Genomic DNA, 20,081 nt, shown 5'->3' with positions numbered 1-20,081 from the left:
TGTTGCGCGGAAACGTCCGGCTTCCGGAGCTGCCGCTGTCTCATCGGAGGGGGGTTATCAGAGTCGGCGGAGGGTGTGGCCGGATTGAAGGGGCGTTTTGCTCGGGGGCTGCGTGGGGAGGATGGGTTTCGCCGCCCTCTACCCACAGCGCTCCGGGATGGTCGGAGCTTGTAGGATGGGTTTCGCTGCGCTCTACCCATCCTACGTTTCTGGTTGCTCAGACCCCGTAGCGACCTTGATGCGCGCCGTGATCCGACGCCGGAAGGACGAGGCAGTCGTGCGCGCGCCGCCTGGCGACGCACCCAGTCGATCATGGGCGAGAGGGTATGCACCTTGCCGTTGACGAAGTCGCACACGGAGGTGCGATGCGCGGGCTCGCAGATACCGAGGCGGGTCGATGATCGACGAGCAGTCGGACGGATCCGACATGCGCGTGTCGGTCAGGCATAGGCCGGTGCGAAGGCGGCGGCCGGATCGGAGACGGGGCCGGTCTCGGACCAATAGGGCGAGAGCTTGCGCAGTTTGGCGACGATCGGCGGTACAGCCTCGATGACGCGGTCGACCTCATCCATGCGGTTGTAGCGCGAGAGCGAGAAGCGGGTGGTGCCGTGGGCGGCGGTAAAGGGGATCCCCATCGCGCGCATCACGTGCGAGGGCTCAAGCGAGCCGGAGGTGCAGGCGGAGCCGCTCGATGCCGCGATGCCGAGCTTGTTCAGCAGCAGCAGGATCGCCTCGCCCTCGATGTATTCGAAGGCGATGTTGCTGGTGTTGGGCAGGCGGTTGCTCGGATCACCCGTCACGAAGCAGTTGGGGACGGCGGCGAGGATGCCTTTCTCGAGCCGATCACGCATGGCCCTCACCGCGGTTTTCTCGTCGTCCATGTGCTCCAACGCCATCTCGCAGGCCTTACCGAGCCCGACGATGGAGGCACTGTTCTCGGTGCCGGCACGCCGGCCGCGTTCCTGATGCCCGCCGCGCAACATGGGGCGAAAGCGCGTGTTGCGCCTTAGATAGAGCACACCGATGCCCTTGGGTGCGTGCAGCTTGTGTCCGGACACCGAGAGCATGTCAATCGCGGTGTCCTTCAGATCGATGGGGAGCTTGCCGACGGCCTGGACCGCATCCGTGTGAAAGAGAACGCCGGCCGATTTGGCCAGCTCCGCCATCTCCTGCACCGGAAAGAGTGTCCCGGACTCGTTGTTCGCCCACATCACCGAGACGATCGCGACGCGGTCCGAAAGCAGGTCCATGTATTGCTGGATATCGAGTCGGCCTTTGCCGTCGACCGGGAGGTAATGGACCTTGTAGCCCTCGGTCTCCAAGTGCTGACAGAGCGCGAGGATCGCCGGATGCTCCACGACCGTCGTGATGATCTCCTTGCGCTCCGGATGGGCCTTGATGGCCGAGAGGATGGCGGTGGAGTCCGACTCGGTCCCGCAGGAGGTGAAGACGATCTCCGAGTCCTGCGCGGCCCCGAGCAGTGCCTGAACCTGCTGCCGCGCCTGCTTGATGGCGTGGCCGACCCGGTTGCCGTAGGCATGGATCGAGGAGGCGTTGCCGAACTGCTCCGTGAAGAAGGGCAGCATGGCCTCGACCACCTCGGGCGCGACCATGGTGGTGGCGTTGTTGTCGAGATAGATGCCTTGGGTATCGGGTGGAGTGGTCATGGATTGATGGCCTCGTGGAACGTGCGGATGAGTGTGGGGTTCGGCGATCAGCCTGCTGCCTCCTGCTATCAGCTATCAGCTATCAGCCTCCGGCCTTTTACCGCGTTTCGCGCCGCATGGGCTCGTTCATCAACTCTGCCATGGCGGTGCAGGTCTCGTTGGACTTCGCTTAGGCTCGTCCACCTCGACGGCCGATATCGTGAGCAACGTTTGCCGCACGGTTATCGGCCATCGGCTACCCTCTCGCTGACGGCTGACGGCTGACGGCTGACGGCTGACGGCTGACGGCTGACGGCTCCCTGTGATGCCGGCGCGGGTTGGGCACACTGCGCTTTGCCCAACCTACGGCTAGCGGCTCTTACGCGCTCTTGCGCATCGCCTTCGCCGGCAGCACCCGCACGAACTCGCCGAGATCCTCGACGATGCGCTGCTGAATCCCGTCGAGCGTCGTCGAGGCCATCTGGCAGCCCACGCAGGCGCCGGTCATGTTCACATAGACGTTCTTGCCGTCGATATCGATCAGCTCCACATCGCCGTGGTCGCGCTGAAGGTTCGGACGGATGGCCTCGATGGAGCGTTCGATGCGGCGGATCCGCTCCAGGTTGCCGAGCTTGCGCCCGCCGGTCGAGGGCGCCGCCTCGGGCGCCCTGGCGTAGGGGTCGAACGCCTTCCCTTGCTCGGCGAGGACGCGGCTCAGGATGGCCTCGATCCCTTCGTGACAGGCCGAGCAGCCGCCGCCTGCTTTGGTGTAGTTGGCGACCTCTTCGACCGTGGACAGCCCGTTGGCGCGGATGGTGTTTTCGATCAGGACCGAATCCACGGCAAAGCACTTACAGACCAGTGCGCCTTCCTCGTGATCGTCCTTCCACTCCTCGCCACGGTAGTTCGCGATCGCCGCATGCAGCGCCTCGCGACCCATCACCGAGCAGTGCATCTTCTCGGCCGGCAGTCCGTCGAGATAGTCGGCGATGTCCTGATTGGTGACCTTGAGTGCCTCGTTGAGCGTCATGCCCTTGATGATCTCGGTCAGCGCCGAGCTGGAGGCGATGGCGGAGCCGCAGCCGAAGGTCTGGAAGCCGGCATCGAGGATGATCTCGCTCGCCGGGTCGACCTTGAGGGTTAGGCGCAGTGCATCGCCGCAGGACAAGGAGCCCACGTCACCCGTCGCATTGGCCTCCGAGACCGCGCCCGCGTTGCGGGGATTGAAGAAGTGCTCCTGGACCTTTTCCGAATAATCCCACATGGCGTGTCTCCGGTTGCTGTAGCAATGAGCGAGTGAGTCGGGACGGATGCTCAAGCCGTGGCTTGAGTCTTGCGTCTGTGTTGGCGACTCATTCAGCAAACCGTGTGCCACGCCGGAGTTATCATCTATCTCATTGATTTTTATTTAGTCGAAAGCCTTCCTACTGACATCGATGTCGGCTCTCGAACGACAGCCCGCCTGCGTCGGGTCGTGAATCCCACAACACATCTCAACAACAGGAGTCTTTGATGGATCTCAGTCAATTGGAGCTTGGTCAGTTGGGGCCGGGCGATCTGGTCTACGCCGCCGCGGATATCTACAACGACGGCGGTATCCCGGATCTCGCCGAGGATGCCTTGATCGCGGCGGCCGGGACCCGCGGCGTCATCCTCAACATCGGACACCTCGAAGAGGATCCCGAACGCGAGCTGTATCTGGTGCGGTTCGAAGGGGAGGGCGCCGAGCTCGGGCCGCCTGCCGGCTGTTGGCCGGAGGAGCTCAGCACGGCGTCGCATCGTGCGGCCGCAGAGGCGGGTTAGGCCCGGGCCGTCTCGTCACCGCGCCGTCAAGTCCGCGGCCTAAGCTCGCCGCTTCACCAACCCACCGACATCGCACCGAACAAGCGACAGGAGACAGCATGACCCCACGCATTCAATCCATCGACGCCCTGGAAATCCTCGACTCGCGCGGCAACCCGACCGTGCGCGTGAATGTCCGGCTCGACAACGGCATCCTCGCCGCCTCTTCGGTCCCGTCCGGGGCCTCGACCGGCGAGAACGAGGCCGTCGAGCTGCGCGACGGCGACGCGGATCGCTACGGCGGCAAGGGCGTTCGCAAGGCCGTCGCCAACGTCAACGAGCTGATTGCCCCGGCCCTGATCGGAGCCGATCCACGCGAGCAGGCGAAGATCGACCATACGATGCTCGAGCTCGACGGGACCGAGAACAAGGCCAAGCTCGGCGCCAACGCGATCCTCGGTGTCTCGCAGGCGGTTGCACGCGTCGCCGCCGCAGCCTGCAACCTCCCGCTTTACGCCTACCTGGGGGGTGCCGGCGCGGTGCGTCTTCCCGTCCCCATGATGAACGTGCTCAACGGCGGCAAGCACGCCGACTCCGGCATGGATTTCCAGGAGTTCATGGTCTTTCCCGTCGGCGCGCCGACCTTCGCCGAGGCGCTGCGCTACGGCACCGAGACCTTTCACGCATTGCATCGACTGCTTCAATCCAAGGGCTATGCCACGAGCGTCGGGGACGAGGGCGGTTTCGCACCCAAGCTCAAGAGCAACGAAGAGGCCTGCGATCTGATCGTCAAGGCCATCCTCGCCGCGGGCTACGAGCCCGGCGAGGACATCGCCATCGCCCTGGATCCCGCCGCCAGCTCCTTCTACGAAGACGGCAAGTACCGGCTCAGCCGCAGCGGTCAGGGCGAGAAGACCGCCACGGAGATGACGGCCTTGTTCAAGGACTGGGTCACCGAGTACCCCATCGTCTCGATCGAGGACAGTCACAACGAGAACGATTGGGAGGGCTTCAAAGGGATCACGGCCGCCTTGGGCGACAAGGTTCAGATCGTCGGAGACGATCTTTTGGTGACCAACACCAAATTCATCGCCCGCGCCGTCGAAGAGCAGGCGTGCAACGCCGTGCTCATCAAGCTCAACCAAATCGGCACGGTCACCGAGACCATCGCCGCCATCGACCTCTGCCGCAAGGCCGGCTGGGGCTATGTCATCTCCCATCGCTCCGGAGAGACCGAGGACAGCTTCATGGCCGACTTCGCGGTCGCCATGGGTGGCGGTCAGATCAAGACCGGCTCGGCCTGCCGATCGGAGCGTATCGCCAAGTACAACCGGCTGCTCGAGATCGAGCGCGAGCTGGGGTCGGCGGCGGTGCTCGGTCGCTGAGGGAGGCGGGGTCGTCGCGGTCGCCGGGCTGCGGGGCCGGCGGTCTCCTCGGAACCGCGGCCGGCACCGCCAGCCCGAGCCTGGTCGGTGTCTCCCGAAGGCCGACGCCCGTCAAGAGTGTGCTCAGCGACGGCTCGACGGGGATTGCCGACACTGACAGACGGCCGAGAACGGACCGGTTATGAGGTCTTTGCCGTCATCAACGTTTGACAACGCCTAAGATTGTTGTCATGTTTACAACAAGCCAGCCGCCCTGCTCCTGAGATCGCGCGTCACGCTGTGCGAAAACCGCTTTGCAGATATCGTGATCTGGCAGCTTCCCGAACCCGCACCCGGCAGTCGACATTCCTCCAAGTACCGCCTGGCCTTGGTGATTGACGAGGTCTGTGTACTGCGCTACGACAACGAGAGCGGCAAAGGAGACCACAAACACGTGGGCGCTCGTGAAGTTTCTTATCCCTTCACGACACTCGATCAATTGGTCGATGATTTCTGGGCCGATGTCGCTCCGCTGTGAGGCACCTCATGACCACCGTCACGATCGAAGTCGCCGACATCGAAGCGACCAAGCGGCGCACCAAGGCCGCTTTTCGCGGCGAGCCGCAGGGCTGTTTCATCACGTTCCCGAGCCATGAGGATCTATGGGCGACGTTGACAGCCAACCGTTGGGGGATTCTCAAGGTGATGACCGGAGCCGGACCGCTCGGCGTGCGCGAGCTCGCGCGGCGCGTCGGGCGCGATGTCAAAGGCGTACACACCGATGCACAGGCGCTGGTGGCCTGCGGTGTGCTCGACAAGACCGATGACGGCAAACTGGTATTTCCTTACGACGAGGTGCGCATGGAGATCGTGCTGAAAGCGGCGTAGGACGCGCCGGCTGGTTCGGCGAGTCCATTTTCTGATTCATCACGGCCGACCATGCCGGCGCTGAAGCATTCCTGGCTCAACTCCCGGCACGCGCACCAAACCATGCTGTGATCAAGGGCAATCTGGCTGCGATTTGTTCCGCCCAAGGTCTGCACCTGGAGGCGGAGCAACTGTTGAGGGAGGTCTTTGCTGAGGTATCCCCACGAAATCATCCCCCGCAAAGCCCGTTGGCGAGGCCGGGCACGTGATTGACCGCGGAAAGAGCTGGCCGACACTGATCTGCTCGGTCTGCCAATATGGCTCAGAAAACGTGGTCTGTCCCTGGTATTTTCCAGGCGTGCAGCTCCGTGGGTCGACCGTGCTCCAGTCAAGACTGGCACAGAGATCGTGCCCTGACTAGCGCACAATGAAACGACGCATCTCGCTCTAGACGCGGTTTAAGCCCTCAAGCACTGGTCATGATGACGAAATCCTGACCGGATCGGCGATCCGGGTGCAGCGGGTTGTCGGTCACGATCATGACCATGCCCGGATGCATGCTCTTCTTCATGGCGCGCTGGAACGCATCGTCCGCCTTGAGCCTGGACACCACGGACTCTTCCGATCCGCTGCCGCCCGAGACCATTGCGCCTGCGTTCTCATGATGGCTGATGGCCTGCCAGGAGAGACCCTTTGCGGCATCGTGGGTCCCCTTGAGGATGAAGACGTGCGACCCGAGCGTGCCGCCCGAGCCCTTCACGGAGACGCGACCTTCGGCGACGACGCGGCCGTTTTCGATCAGGTCGATCCTGCCGTCCGCCGTCGAAGCGATCACGGTGGTCACCGGATACTCGGATGCCGCCTGCCAGTCGGAGGGATGACGTTTTCCGTCCAAACCCGCGACGGCATCCTCGAACTCCTGCTCCGCATAGGCACCGAGCACCAAACCCGGATGCGTCAATTCCCAGGGATCCGAGTGTGATCCGGCGATGATCACCGGCGTGCCCGGATGCGTCACCGTCCAGAGCTTCTCCGAGAAGGCGTAAGGCAGTCGCACGCACCCGTGCGATGCCGGATACCCGGGCAGCTTGCCGGCATGCAGCGCGATCCCGTCCCAGGTCAGGCGGTTCATGTTCGGCATGGGCGCGTTGTTGTAGGTCGAGGACTGATGGTCCTTGTCCTTTTCCAGCACCGTGAACACCCCGGTCGGTGTCTCATGGCCTGGCTTCCCGGTCGAGCAGGTCGCCACGCCGATCCGGATCCCGTTGCGGTAGACGTGCGTCAGCTGCTCCGGGAGCGAGACGACTACGGCGACGGATCCCTTCGGCGAGCGCTCGGGATGCCAGGTGAACTCGCCGGGCTGCAGGGCGTGAATCTCCTTCACCACCGCAGCGGCCGAGGCCATCTCGGCGAGACAGAGGGGCGTGAGGCCGAGCGCGGCCAGTCTACAGAGTGCGGTACGTCGATCGATCGGCTGCATCGTTGGATCTCGGTAAAAAAGGATAATTTTTTCATGGGTATTTGGGGTCAAGCTCACGCTATATCTTAAAGACTAAGCCCGGGAGACGGAATCAGGGAATTCCCGTCGGGGATCTCCCGACACGGCTTTGATGTGCGAGGTCGTGCCACTCCAGCGGCGCGATCCCGGCGCGGATCGCGAACTTGACGAGACCGGCCAGGTTGTCGATTCCGAGCTTGGCCATGAGGCGACCGCGATAGGTCTCGACCGTCTTGGTGCTGATGCCGAGCTCCGCGGCGATCTCCCTGGTGCGTCTGCCGCGGGCCAGAAGTTCCAACACCTCGCGCTCGCGCCCGGTCAGCGCAGCCTGATCCAGATCGGGACAGCGCTCTGACTGAAGTGCATCCCGACCCTGGCTCGGGGATGCCAGCGAGGGGCTGATGAAGGTTTCGCCCCGCAGGACGGCCTGAATCGCGGCGATCAGATCGGCGCCTGCCTCGTTCTTGAGGACATAGGCGGCGGCACCGGCGGCGAGCATCCGTTTGCGATAAAGAGCATCGCTATACATCGAAACGGCGACGATCCGCGTTCGGGGGGATCGGACGCGAATCGCCTCTGCCGCCTCGATACCGCCGAGACCCGGCATCGCCACGTCCAGCACGGCCAGGTCCGGCTCGAGCTCGCCGGCGAGTCGAATCGCCTCCTCGCCGTCGCCGACCTGGGCAACCACCGTCCAGCCCGGCTCTTGTTGCAGCAGTCCGGCCAGTCCCTCGCGGAAGAGACGATGGTCGTCGCAGAGGAGCAGGGTCAGCGTCATGAAATCAGTCCATTCGGTCGGCGGGCAAGCGAATGCGCACACGGGTACCGGGTGCGGACGGCTCGACGATGAGGTCGCTCCCGATCAAGGCCAAGCGCTCGCGGACACTGTGAAGTCCGAAGCCTCCGTCGTGGCGCGGACCCGGCTGCGGTGCGTTCGGGTCGAAACCGATCCCGTCGTCTTCCACGATCAGCTCAAGGCAACCCTCTCGGGCCTGCAATCGGATGGCGCCCTGGCTGGCCCGCGCGTGTTTGATGAGGTTGTAGACCAGCTCCCGGGCGCACTGGAAGAGGATGACGGACGCCTCATGCCCGGGTTGAGGCAGATCGGGATCCACCGCACATGTCATCCGGACTCCCCAGCGGGCTTGGGTGCATTCGGCGAGCCATGCCAGCGCCGCGGCCAGACCCTGACGCGCCAGCACCGGCGGACTCAGATCGAACTGCAGCGTGCGCAGCTCAGCGATCGCCTCACGCAGGAGCGTCTTTCCGGCGCCGAGCAGTTGCGTGGTCTCCGGGTCATCGGGGTCCCGGGCGGCGGCCTCGACCTGCATCTGCGCCAGGGCGAGCTTCTGCATCGGGCTGTCGTGCAGCTCGCCGGCCAAGCGCGCCCGCGCAGCCTCGTCCGACATCGACAGATCCAGCGCCGACCGGCGCAGCCAGGCGTTGGCGTCGGCAAGCTCGCAGGTGCGCTCCGCGAGCGCCTGATCCAGACCTTGGGACAGCTCGGCGAGCGCGGCCTCGGCCCGGCGACGGCGGCGCACCTCGCGGGCGAGACTGAACGCCCACCAACCGATGATCGCAAGCAGCAGCGCAGCACCCGCAACGACCCGCAACAAGAGACCCCAGTCCGCCTCGACGTGATATCGGATCGAGATCCAGTCGTGGTAGATCGCATCCCTCTCGTGACGCGGGATTGCATCCAGGCCCTTTTGCAGGATGGCCGCCAGCAAGGGCTCGTCCCGATGCACCGCCATCCCCAAGCGATAGACGAACGGGGTCTCCCCGAGCACCTTGATCTCGGTGAGGCCGGACGCGCCGATGTAGTAGCTGGTCGCCGCCAGATTGCCGACAAAGGCGAAGGCATCGCCCCGCGCGACCGCTCGCAGGGCCGCGGTCGTATCCGCCAGGGGCAGCAACGGGATCTCCGGCGCGTGCTCGCGCAGCCAATCCTGCACCGCCTCGCCCTCGATCACGGCGACGACCTTCCCCCGTAACGCCTCGATCCCGCCCAAATAGGCGACATCGGTCGCCGCGAAGATCGCCGCAGGAAAGGACACATAGGGCTCGGTCAGGTCGAAGCGCCGGCGGCGCGAAGGTGTCGCCGCCACCGCCGGCAGAAGGTCCAGTTGCCGTCGGTCGAACTGCGCAAAGGCTACTGCCCAGGACGGGGCTTCGACGAACTGAAGCCGCATCCCGAAACGCTCTGCGATCAGCCGCAAATAGGCGACCGAGATCCCCTGTGGTCGGCGCTGCTCGTCGAAGAACTCGATCGGCGCCCAAGTCGGATCGATGCCGACCCGGAGTACGGGATGATCGGCGATCCAAGCCTGCTCTTCGGCGCTCAGACCGGTCGGCGGCGGACCGGCCGAGAAGACATCGTCGCGCCCGTACCAACGTCGCTGGAGGGCAGCCGCTTCCTCGGCGGTGATGGCCGCCACACCCTTGTTCAGGACGCCGACCAGCTCCGGCCAATCCGTCCGGATCGAGATCCCCAACCGCGCCTGGCCCTCCGGCATCATCCGCTTCAACCCGAAACCGAGCACGCCGTTGCTCGCCCGCCAGAACTCCAAGGCATAAGGCCCGATGGCCGCATCCACCGCTCCCGTCAGCAGTGCCTCGGCCAGCGCCGCCTGGCTCGCCAGCGGAACCGCTTCGATCGACGGCTCGGAGGCCAGCAGTTTGCGCTCGCGCAAGACCTCCTGCAGATAGCCCACCCGCCGGCCGGCCAAACCCGCGAGCCCTTGTGGCGGCAGAGAGTCGCCGTCGCGAAGGTAGAGAAACAGGCGAACGGTGTGGAAGTCCTCGGTGAACAGGAAGCGATCGCGCCGCTCGGGCAACGGCGCGGCCAGCATCAGACCATCGATCCGGCGGCTCTCGGCCGCAGCGACCATCTCATGCCAAGGACCGGCCTCGAGCCCGATCTCGATGCCGAGCTTGTCGTTGAGCAGCCGCAGATAGTCCACGGCAAACCCGGCGATACGCCCCTCTCCGACCGGAATCACGTCGGGCGCCCACTCCGCCCCGACACCGAGCAGGATCCGCGGGTGGGCGTCGAGCCAGGCACGCTCGGCCGGGGTCAGGAGGTCCGCAGGGGTGTCGTCGGCGACGACGATTCGGGCCACGAACAGCCACAGGAGACCAATGACGAGAAGCGCCCTGATCAAGCGTCGGAGATCGCGTGCTGAGCTCTGAAACGGCGTGTCTCGTTCGGTCGTCATGGCGGCATTCTCTGCGGTGCAGAGAAGCAAATCCATGGTGGCCGGAGAAAATCCTGCCAAATCGCCGGATCTCCGCCGAGAATCAAGGAAACAGAACCTGCTCGGCGCGTGCGCGGAATCAGGCCCGAGACGGCGCCGTGCAGCAGCGCCGCTCCCGAGCCCCGTCAGTTTCCGGAGACCTCGCACACACCGTTGGCGCCGTACTTGCCGGTATAGCTGAGCGAGACCGTCTCGTCCGGGTTGATAGAGATGGAGAGCGTGATCTCGGCACCCGTGGCTTCGAAATATTGCAAGGCCTGTCCGCGGGCTTTCGGGTCGCGAAGGTTACCATGGTACGTCCCCTATTTCTCCCAGTTTTGAGGTGACTCACGGCGCGTCAGGTCCGCTCCGGGTTAAACTGGCGCTTCGATGTCGTATTCGCCCAGAGCCCGTGACAAAACCCTTTCATTTCCCGGCGGGCAAGCGTGCCGCTGATGTGCGGATCCTATCTTCGTGGTGGAGAAAGGACATGACCCTGCGAAGCCCGCCTGATGGGGAATCGAACCCATGACAGCGTCCGGAAAGTCATTGCCGCTGGTTCTTGCCGGCCCGATGCTGCGCCGGTCCTCGCCGCAGCGGCTGGTTCTCTGGCTGGCCGTTCGCGAGCCTGTCCGCGCGCGGATTACGATTGCTCCCGACGAGGGTCAACCGCTTGACCGGGTGCTCGCACCCGGCCAGGCTGGCCTGCGCTGTCTGACGGTCGGTGCGCATTTGTACTACCTGTTGGTCGATCTGCAGTTCGACGAGCCGTTGCCGCAGGATCGCTGGATCAGCTATGTGGTGAACCTGCAATCCCTGGCGGCACCCGAGGGCCGCTGGTCGGACTGCGCCGAACTGGCCCCTGACCTCTGCTATCCGGGAAAGACCTCGCCCGGTTTCGTGCTGCCGTCGCGGGTCGGTAGCCTGCTGCACGGGTCGTGCCGTAAACCGCACTACTCCGGGGGCGACGGTCTGGTCGAGGCCGATCGCCTGCTGAACCGCTGCCTCGAGCAGGGCGCTCTGCCGACTGGACGGGAAACCGCAGAGACGGTCGCCCCGGATGAGCTGCCTGCTTGGCCTTCGGTGTTGGTGCTGACCGGGGATCAGGTCTATGCGGACGATGTTGCCGGTCCGATGCTACAGGCGATTCACCAAATGGTCGCGATGCTGGACCTGCCCGACGAGCCATTGGCCGGCGCCGACCTGACCCGGCTGGACAGTGCACAGACCCTCTACCGTCATCCGGCCGGTTTCTACCGGCGCGAGACGCTGCTGCCGCGCCGCAAGCGCAACGACGCCCTCATCGAGGTGCTGTTCGGCGGGGTCGAGAAACCGGTCTTCACGACCAACAGCGCGCACAATCACCTGATCACGCTCGGGGAGGCGCTGGCGATGTACCTGCTGGTCTGGTCACCGGCGCTGTGGCCGCTGATCGACCTGGATCCGCCGCCCGGGTTGGATGTCGCCTCCCGGTCCCTGTACCGGAGCGAACGCCTGGCAATCGAAGAGTTCGTCGCCGGGCTGCCGGAGGTCCGCCGCCTTTTCGCACATGTGCCGACGGCGATGATCTTCGATGATCACGACATCACCGACGACTGGAACCTGAGCCGCGAATGGGAGGAGGTGGCCTATGGCCATCCGTTCTCCAAGCGGGTGATCGGCAACGCCCTGTTCGGCTACCTGCTCAACCAGGCGTGGGGTAACAGCCCGGATGCCTTCGACGAAGACATCCTTGACCAGGTCCAGGCCAGTCTCGACGCACCCGGCGGCAAGGCGCACGACGACCTGATCGACCGCCTGCTGCGCTTCGACCACTGGCATTACAGCTGGCCGACCACGCCGCCGCTGGTGGTCGTCGACACCCGGACCCACCGCTGGCGCTCGGAATCGGCGGCCCGCAAACCCTCCGGGTTGATGGATTGGGAGGCCCTGACCGACCTGCAGCAGACGCTGCGCGGGCAGCCGGCCGTGCTGCTCGTCTCGCCGACACCGATCTTCGGCGTCAAGCTGATCGAGACCATCCAGCGGATCTTCACCTGGTTCGGTCAACCGTTGATGGTGGATGCCGAGAACTGGATGGCCCATCCGGGCGCCGCCCACGCGATCCTCAACATCTTCCGCCACCCGAAGACCCCGCAGCACTTCGTGGTCCTCTCGGGCGATGTCCACTATTCGTTCGTTTACGACGTCGAGCTGCGCGGTCGAGTACGTGGGCCGGACATCTGGCAGATCTGCAGCAGCGCGATACGCAACGCGTTTCCGGCGCGTCTGCTGGATGTGCTCGACCGTGCCAACCGATGGCTCTATTCGCCGCGCTCGCCGTTGAATTGGCTGACGCGCCGGCGGCACATGCGGGTCATTCCGCGTAAACCCGAGGGCAGCCCGCACGGCCGCCGCCTGCTCAACGGCAGCGGTATCGGTCTGGTCGAGATCGACGAGGAGGGGGTACCATGGCGCATCCGCGAGCTGTTGACCGATGGGCGGATGGTCACCTTCTCGCGGCGGGAGGCGGAGTCACGCTGGGATTGAGCCTTGCCCGGTGTCACCGCCCGACCGACGACATGGCAGCAACAACCTTTGTCGAACCCTTGGCGAAAGCAGCGCGTAGGGTGCGGTGAGGGACGAACCGCACCCTGATCCACCGTTGGCGCCAGACAAGGTGCGGTTCCTGCGTCACCGCACCCTACGGGTTCGACACGACCCGATTTTGCCCAAACAGCTCTATAAGGTAGCTTAGTGCACCGACGATCAATCGGGGCCTGCCCATGTCTCGTTGGTCTGATGCGAAGCCTCGCTAACTGTTAGCCGACAAGAGAGCAGTTACACGTGATCGAACCAAAAAGCTCATTCCCTGTTTTCATCGTCAAAGATCTCGATGTGGCGAAGTCCTTCTACACAGAGAATCTTGACTTTGACGTTGTCTTTTCAGGCGACTGGTACGTTCATCTAGTTTCGAAGTCCGGAGTTCAAATTGGCTTTCTATTGCCCGACCAACCTACTCAACCGCCAATGTTTCATAGGCCATACTCTGGCGATGGCGTCATTTTCAGCTTGGAGGTGGAAGACGCTGATGCCGCTTATGCAGCAGCCAAGTCAAAATCGCTAACAATCGTGCTTGACTTGAGGTCCGAAGATTGGGGGCAGCGGCACTTCTGTATTCAAGATCCGAACGGGGTTTATTTGGACATCGTCCAGTCTTTCGAGCCAACCGAAGAGTACCGGAGTGACTATGTCACAGAATCTGCCTATCTCGCCTGACCGACACTCTGTCTGATCAACTGTTCGACGGCATCACATCACCAACATTAAAGGAAACGAGAGACGAAGATGAGACACATGAACCCATACACGACGATGAAGACTGTGGTCAGCACCTTGGTCATCGCGACCATCGCATTCGGCCCTTTGCACAACGCACAGGCTTGCACGCGTCTCGTGTATGAGACGGGCGATCAGTCCTACATCACCGGACGGTCCATGGATTGGATGGATACTTCCGCCAAGACCGCGCTGTGGGTCTTTCCCACAGGGATGAAGCGCGATGGAACGGTCGGTGCCAACCCGATCAAATGGACCGCGAAGTATGGCTCAATTGCTGTCTCTTTCTATGATGCCGGAACGGCCGATGGCATGAACGAGAAAGGACTCGTTGCCAACCTGCTTTATCTGAAGGAAGCCGAATGGGGTGATGCAGCCAAGTCAGGAAAGCCCACTCTGACCGCTGGCGCTTGGGCACAGTACTTCCTCGACAACTTCGCAACAGTGGGGGAGGCGGTTGCCGCTATGGCCAATCCCCCATTTGCCATCATTGCTCCTCCACTGCCGAATGGTCACGCAGCGGGCCTGCATCTTTCGCTTTCTGATGCGACGGGCGACTCTGCGATCCTTGAATACATCAATGGCGAACTCGTGATTCACCATGGCTCGCAGTACAGGGTGATGACCAACTCACCAACGTTCGACCAACAGCTCGCCCTGAACGTCTACTGGGATAAGGTTGGAGGCGACCGTTTCCTTCCGGGCACAATCAGTGCCGCCGACCGCTTCGTTCGCACGACCCACTATCTCAAATTATCACCGAAGTACAAGGATCCCGAGCTAGCGCTCGCATCAGTGTTTTCGCAGGTACGCATGATCAGTGTTCCACTCGGCATGGCCGATGCGAGTAACCCGAACATCGCGATGACACTGTGGCGGACCGTGGCGGATCATCGGGCCAAGATCTACTACTTCGAATCCGCGATCTTCCCCGCCGTGTCGTGGATCGATATCAACAAGGTTGATCTGACTGAAGGTGCTGCACCAAAGGTCGTCAGGATTGAGCGTGGCCAGCCTCTCGCGGGCGAGCTTTCGGCAGCGCTCAAGCCAGCTGAGCCCTTCAAGTGGCTTGGGGCAGAATGATCGGGTGCGTTGAGGCTGGCAACGCAACACGCGACTCGTTAACTCGGTGCAATTTCGGGGACAGTATCTTAATTCAGTTCGAGGCCAGTTTCGATTGAGTAAACTGTCCCCGGAATTCGGAAAATTCGGAATTCGCAAAGCCATGAGCGAAAATAGGCACATGTCAAGACCTGACCCCGTTTGGACCCCGTTTGGACCCTGAAGATAGAGGGCGTTGTGAATGATTTCGTTTGCGATAACGATTCATTGTGCATCTCCAGACGACTTGGATTATAAGAGATACTTATATCGTACGAAGCCCTCGTCGTCGAAAGACGATTATTCTTCGAACGCGTAAGGCCATTGACATGCAGGTCGGCCTGGACTATCTTTTTTGTCGTAGGGCTATCAATAGAGATACCTACAAGCAGCGATATAGTGTCTTCAAACGCAAAAGGAATCTGTGAGGGATACTCGTGAATAAGTATTTGTTGAGTTCTGTGACCGCCGCGATCGCGGCATCCTGTCTGTTGGTTTCTGCGGTTCAGGCGTCCGGCGGCGGGAACGAGGATATCACTACGGTCGATCCGATCGACAGGTACGGTATTGTGACGGATGTCACAATCCAGAATTTTCCCGGAGCCATTGCTCATAAGATAACCTGGCTTGAGCTCGAATGCGGTGTGGAAGAAGGTCAGGGCCACGTGTCAGTCGGAGATCCGGTAGAATGCACGACGGTCAACCCAGCTATCATTCAAGCAGCCACCGCTGCAGCACTGATGAACGGCGGCGGTAATGGGTATGTCAATCTTGAAGTCGTCAGAGGTCGGTGCATTTCGATCGCGCCGACGAAGAAATACAATAACAGGTATGAATGCGTTGATGATTGACTTTTGAGCGATCAAGACTCGGCATTTTGACTTGTGCGAATTTCGGGGACAGTATACTTAATTCAGTTCGAGGCCAGTTTCGATTGAGGAAACTGTCCCCGGAATTCGTCCCGTCCCCGGAATTCAACGGTGCCGACGCCGGCCTCGCATTCAGATTGCCGCAGATCCGCTAGGCAGTAGCCCACTCGGCCGACAGCAGCGCCGCCTGCTCCAGGACGGTCTGCGTCGCCTTCTCCTGCTTGTCCGGCGGATAGCCGTACTTGCGTAAGATGCGCTTGACCAGTACGCGCAACTGCGCGCGAACGTTCTCACGCAGCGTCCAGTCGATGGTCACGTTGGCGCGCACGGTCTTCACCAACTCCTGTGCAATGGTGCGCAGAGTATCGTCGCCGAGAACTTTCACCGCGCTGTCGTTGGTCTCCAGCGCGTCGTAGAAGGCCAGCTCGTCCTCTGACAGCTTCAGCGCGTCGCCGCGAGCGTGCGCCTCCCGCATCTCCTTGGCCAGACCGATCAGCTCCTCGATCACCTGCGCCGCCTCGATCGAGCGGTTCTGGTAGCGGCGGATCGTCTGCTCCAACATCTCGGCGAAGGAGCGCGCCTGCACCAGGTTTTTGCGCCGGCGGGTCGCCAATTCGCCCTTGAGCAGCTTCTCCAGCAGCTCCACCGCCAGGTTGCGCTGGGGCATGCCGCGCACCTCGGAAAGGAACTCTTCGGAGAGGATCGAGATGTCGGGCTTGGCCAGCCCGGCCGCGGCGAAGATGTCGATCACCCCCTCGGGCGCCACCGCACGCGAGATGATCTGTCGCACGGCGTGCTCGATGTCATCCTCTGGCCGTGCGTCGCCGGGGGCGCGCTTGGCGAGCACCGCCTGCACGGCCTGGAAGAACGCCACGTCGTCGCGGATGCGCAGCGCCTCGGCGTGCGGCACGGCCAGCGCGAAGGCCTGCGACAGCTCGCGCACAGCGCCCACGCAGCGGTCCTTGCCGTTCTCCTGCGCCAGGATGTGCTCCTGCGCCGCCGGCAGCAGGCCGAGCCGCTCCGGCGGCGTGCCGGTCGTCCACTTCGACCAATCGAAGCCCCCAACGACGCCGTCAGGCGTCGTGATGGAGTCGAAAAGGCCGCAGCAGACCTCGTACTTCTCCAGCATGACGGCGACCGCCTCGTCCTGATCGAGCGCCGTGCGCCCGGTGCCGCCGCTCTCGGTGTAGGTGGCCAGCGCCGCTTTCAGCTCCTGCGCTAGCCCTAAGTAGTCCACCACCAGCCCGCCGGGCTTGTCCTTGAACACACGGTTCACGCGCGCGATCGCCTGCATCAGCCCGTGCCCGCGCATCGGCTTGTCGACGTACATGGTGTGCAGGCTCGGCGCATCGAAGCCCGTGAGCCACATGTCGCGCACGATTACGAGCCGGAACGGGTCCTTCGGGTCGCGGAAGCGTTTAGCCAGCGCCTCGCGCCGCGGCTTGCTACGGATGTGCTGTTGCCAGTCGGCCGGGTCGGAGGCCGAGCCGGTCATCACCACCTTGAGCGCGCCCCCCGCATCAGACGATCCGTCGTCGGTGCCGTCCCCGTGGTTTCCCCAATGGGGCCGCAGCTTGGCGATCTCGCGGTACAGTTCCACGCAGATGCGCCGGCTCATGCAGACGATCATCGCCTTGCCGTCCATCGCTTCGAGCCGCTTTTCGAAGTGCTCGACGATGTCCCTGGCCACCAGATCCAACCGCTTCTCGGCGCCGACCACCGCTTCGAGCTGCGCCCACTTGGTCTTGAGCTTCTCCTTGCGCTCGACCTCCTCGCCCTTGTCCGCGCTGCGCTCGCTCGCGCGGACCCTCGTCGAACCCGGGGTCGATCTTGGGCCGCTCCGCCTCGTCGAGCGCCAGCTTGGCCAGCCGGCTTTCGTAGTAGATCGGCACCGTGGCGCCGTCCTGCACCGCGCGCTGGATGTCGTAGACGCTGATGTAGTTGCCGAACACCGCGCGCGTGTTGGCGTCCTGCAGCTCGATCGGCGTGCCGGTGAAGCCGATGAACGAGGCGTGCGGCAGCGCGTCGCGCATGTGGCGCGCGTAGCCGTCGATGAAGTCGTATTGGCTGCGGTGGGCCTCGTCGGCGATCACCACGATGTTGCGACGGTCGGACAGCGTCGGGTGCCGGTCGCCCTTCTCTTCTGGGAAGAACTTATGGGTGGTGGTGAACACCACCCCGCCCGCCGCCACGTTAAGCAGCTCGCTCAGGTGCGCGCGGCTCTCGGCCTGCACCGGCGGCTGGCGCAGCAGGTCGCGGCAGCGTGCGAAGGTGGCGAAGAGCTGGTCGTCGAGATCGTTGCGGTCCGTGAGCACGACGAGGGTTGGATTCTCCATCGCCGGCTCGCGGATGATGCGGCCGGCGTAGAAGACCATCGTCAGGCTCTTGCCCGAGCCCTGGGTGTGCCACACCACTCCCACGCGCCGGTCCCCCGGATGACCACCGGGTTTGCGGCCCGACTCGTAGCGCCCATCCGCCGTATCGCGTGCCCGATCCAGATCTGCCGCCCGCAGCGTCTCGCCCACCGCCACCTGCACCGCATGGAACTGGTGATAACCGGCCATCTTCTTGACGATGCGGCCGCCGTCATCCTCGAACACGATGAAGTCGCGCAGCAGGTCGAGAAAGCGCCGCGGCGCGCACAGGCCCTCGATCGCCACCTGCAGCTCCGGCATGTGCGCGCTGGCCAGGGTCTCGCCGGTGATGGTGCGCCAGGGCTTGAACCACTCCCGCCCGGCGCCGAGCGTGCCCACGCGCGCGTCCATCCCGTCGGAGACAGCGAGCAGCGCGTTCGGTGCAAAGAGCGTGGGCAGCTCGGCCTGGTAGGTCTGAAGCTGCTGGAAGGCACTCCAGATCGTCGCGTTCTCGGCCGCAGCGTTCTTGAGCTCCAACACCGCCAGCAGCAGACCATTGACGAATAGCACGACATCCAGCCGGCGCGCGTGCTTGTTCTCGACCACGCTGAACTGGCTCACCGCCAGCCAGTCGTTGTTGGCGGGGTGCTCGAAGTCGATCACCCGTGCCTGCGCGCCGCGGATGCTGCCGTCGGTGTCGCGGTACTCGACCGACACACCATCCGCCAGCAGGCGGTGCAGGGCGCGGTTGCGCACGATGAGGTCTGCACCTTCGGGCCGCGTCAGCTTGCGGAAGGCGTCTTCCAGCGCCTCGGCGGGCAGCGCCGGGTTGAGCCGCCAGAGGGCATCGCGGAGGCGCTGTGCGAGGACAACCTGCGCGTAGTCGTCGCGTTCGGCGGCGGGCTCGCCGGGGGCGATCTCGGCGCCGTTGCGGACCTGCCATCCAACGGATTCCAGCCAGGCGAGGGCTGCCTGCTCAACGACGGATTCGGTGAAAGCGGTCATAACACGGGTTCGGCCAGCATGTTCATTACCAGGCGGATCATGACATCCTTGTCCTTCGGCGCCGATTCGGCCACCAGCAGCGCGAGCGCGGCCAGACCGACATCGTTGATCACCGCCTCGCCATTGCGAATCAGCCGGCCGTTTCGGTGCAGAAGCTCGACGAACAGGAAGGACCCGATGCGTTTGTTGCCGTCGGAGAAGGGGTGATTCTTGATGACGAAATACAGCAGGTGCGCGGCCTTCGACTCGACGGTCGGGTACGCCGGCTCGCCGAACACGCTCTGGTCGAGGTTGCCGAGCAGGGCGGCCAGCCCCTCCTCCCGCTCGCGGCCGAACAGGTCGGTCGCCTCGCCGCGCGCCAGCAGGTCCTGCTTGAGGCGCGCGATGGCGATCCGTGCCTCGGCAACCAGCGGCAGCACGCCGCCCGCGACGCCCTCGGGCTCGACCAGCAGCCCTTCGTCGTAGCGCTGCAAGAGCAGGAAGGTCTGCGTGTACCGGGCGATGACATCGACCAGCCCGCGGCCCTGGTCGGTGCTCAGCGCTTCTCCGGCCGCGGCCTTGCGCACCAGGGCCAGTGCGGCCTCCAACTCGCGCGCGTTATGCTCGAAGCGCTGGCGGTTGAGGGTGTAACCCTGCACCAGGTGCTCGCGCAGTGTGCGCGTGGCCCATTGGCGGAAGCGGGTACCTTGCGGCGATTTTACCCGGTAGCCTACCGAGATGATGACGTCCAGGTTGTAGTGGTCGACGTCGCGGGCAACGGTCCTCTGGCCCTCTCTTTGAACCTGTGCAAATTTTGCACAGGTTGCGCTGGCCTCAAGCTCACCCTCCTTAAACACATTGCCGATATGCTTGGTGATGACCGAGCGCTCCCGCCCGAAAAGCTCGGTCATCTGCTGCTGAGTCAGCCACACAGTCTCCCGTTCCAGCCGCACGTCCACGCGCACGCCGCCGTCCGGGGCCTCGTAGACCAGGATCTCGCCACCTGGCATCGCCGAAAGCTCGGTCATTGAATCCGCTCCGAGACGCGGGTGAGGGTCGCGA

15 protein-coding genes and 1 pseudogene are annotated in these 20,081 nt (G+C 63.7%); 8 read left to right on the top strand and 8 right to left on the bottom strand.

All coding sequences use genetic code 11. The features are described 5' to 3' along the window. Nucleotides 1-440: 440 nt before the first annotated feature. Both nifS and nifU read right to left on the bottom strand, forming a co-directional pair. Complete coding sequence (gene nifS / locus AADX97_RS04010; RefSeq protein WP_374232116.1) at nt 441-1,667, bottom strand: cysteine desulfurase NifS; 1,227 nt, start codon at nt 1,665-1,667, stop codon at nt 441-443. Nucleotides 1,668-2,025: 358 nt separating this feature from the next. Further along, a complete protein-coding gene (nifU, locus tag AADX97_RS04005) occupies nt 2,026-2,910 on the bottom strand; it encodes a Fe-S cluster assembly protein NifU (protein WP_374232115.1) in 885 nt (294 codons plus the stop codon). Between the two features lie 248 nt (nt 2,911-3,158). Between nifU and AADX97_RS04000 the strand changes: the two genes are divergently transcribed. The 4 genes from AADX97_RS04000 to AADX97_RS03985 all read left to right on the top strand — a co-directional run bounded on the left by AADX97_RS04000 (nt 3,159) and on the right by AADX97_RS03985 (nt 5,680). Further along, nucleotides 3,159-3,449, top strand: a complete 291-nt coding sequence (locus AADX97_RS04000; protein WP_374232114.1) for a nitrogen fixation protein NifZ — start codon at nt 3,159-3,161, stop codon at nt 3,447-3,449. A 98-nt stretch (nt 3,450-3,547) separates the two neighbouring features. Next, nucleotides 3,548-4,813 carry a phosphopyruvate hydratase gene (eno, locus tag AADX97_RS03995; protein WP_374232113.1) on the top strand — a complete coding sequence of 422 codons (1,266 nt, stop codon included), beginning with the start codon at nt 3,548-3,550 and terminating at the stop codon, nt 4,811-4,813. Between the two features lie 253 nt (nt 4,814-5,066). Next, nucleotides 5,067-5,330: a DUF6516 family protein gene (locus tag AADX97_RS03990; RefSeq protein WP_374232264.1), complete on the top strand. Its 264-nt coding sequence runs from the start codon at nt 5,067-5,069 to the stop codon at nt 5,328-5,330. 8 nt (nt 5,331-5,338) lie between these two features. Beyond that, the gene (locus tag AADX97_RS03985) at nt 5,339-5,680 is read left to right on the top strand and encodes a transcriptional regulator (RefSeq protein WP_374232112.1); all 342 of its coding nucleotides are present in this window, start codon (nt 5,339-5,341) and stop codon (nt 5,678-5,680) included. A gap of 445 nt (nt 5,681-6,125) precedes the next feature. On the opposite strand, the gene AADX97_RS03980 is transcribed toward AADX97_RS03985, so the two are convergent. The 4 genes from AADX97_RS03980 to AADX97_RS03965 all read right to left on the bottom strand — a co-directional run bounded on the left by AADX97_RS03980 (nt 6,126) and on the right by AADX97_RS03965 (nt 10,668). After that, entirely contained in the window at nt 6,126-7,139 is a 1,014-nt protein-coding gene (locus AADX97_RS03980; RefSeq protein WP_374232111.1) for a L,D-transpeptidase, read from the bottom strand. Nucleotides 7,140-7,230: 91 nt separating this feature from the next. After that, nucleotides 7,231-7,935 (bottom strand): response regulator, encoded by a 705-nt coding sequence (locus tag AADX97_RS03975; protein ID WP_374232110.1) that lies wholly within the window; start codon nt 7,933-7,935, stop codon nt 7,231-7,233. A gap of 4 nt (nt 7,936-7,939) precedes the next feature. Further along, complete coding sequence (locus tag AADX97_RS03970; RefSeq protein ID WP_374232109.1) at nt 7,940-10,375, bottom strand: transporter substrate-binding domain-containing protein; 2,436 nt, start codon at nt 10,373-10,375, stop codon at nt 7,940-7,942. A gap of 164 nt (nt 10,376-10,539) precedes the next feature. Further along, nucleotides 10,540-10,668: a hypothetical protein gene (locus tag AADX97_RS03965; RefSeq protein ID WP_374232108.1), complete on the bottom strand. Its 129-nt coding sequence runs from the start codon at nt 10,666-10,668 to the stop codon at nt 10,540-10,542. Nucleotides 10,669-10,921: 253 nt separating this feature from the next. Here AADX97_RS03965 and AADX97_RS03960 point away from each other — a divergent pair, with 253 nt between their 5' ends. From AADX97_RS03960 to AADX97_RS03945, 4 genes are all read left to right on the top strand, one after another. After that, the gene (locus AADX97_RS03960) at nt 10,922-12,922 is read left to right on the top strand and encodes an alkaline phosphatase D family protein (RefSeq protein ID WP_374232107.1); all 2,001 of its coding nucleotides are present in this window, start codon (nt 10,922-10,924) and stop codon (nt 12,920-12,922) included. A 297-nt stretch (nt 12,923-13,219) separates the two neighbouring features. After that, nucleotides 13,220-13,651, top strand: a complete 432-nt coding sequence (locus AADX97_RS03955; protein ID WP_374232106.1) for a VOC family protein — start codon at nt 13,220-13,222, stop codon at nt 13,649-13,651. A gap of 78 nt (nt 13,652-13,729) precedes the next feature. Next, a complete protein-coding gene (locus AADX97_RS03950) occupies nt 13,730-14,794 on the top strand; it encodes a linear amide C-N hydrolase (protein WP_374232105.1) in 1,065 nt (354 codons plus the stop codon). Between the two features lie 455 nt (nt 14,795-15,249). Next, nucleotides 15,250-15,663 (top strand): hypothetical protein, encoded by a 414-nt coding sequence (locus AADX97_RS03945; RefSeq protein ID WP_374232104.1) that lies wholly within the window; start codon nt 15,250-15,252, stop codon nt 15,661-15,663. Nucleotides 15,664-15,832: 169 nt separating this feature from the next. Here AADX97_RS03945 and AADX97_RS03940 read toward each other — a convergent pair. Continuing rightward, nucleotides 15,833-19,040: pseudogene (locus AADX97_RS03940) on the bottom strand (type I restriction endonuclease subunit R). After that, nucleotides 19,037-20,047 (bottom strand): RhuM family protein, encoded by a 1,011-nt coding sequence (gene rhuM, locus AADX97_RS03935; RefSeq protein ID WP_374232103.1) that lies wholly within the window; start codon nt 20,045-20,047, stop codon nt 19,037-19,039. The pseudogene AADX97_RS03940 and the gene rhuM overlap by 4 nt, the downstream one beginning before the upstream one ends. Nucleotides 20,048-20,081 lie beyond the last annotated feature (34 nt).

This window comes from Thiocapsa sp. C2-2m (genome assembly GCF_041903745.1).
GTDB lineage: Bacteria > Pseudomonadota > Gammaproteobacteria > Chromatiales > Chromatiaceae > Thiocapsa > Thiocapsa roseilacustris.
This window is presented reverse-complemented; position numbering and strand designations above follow the sequence as displayed.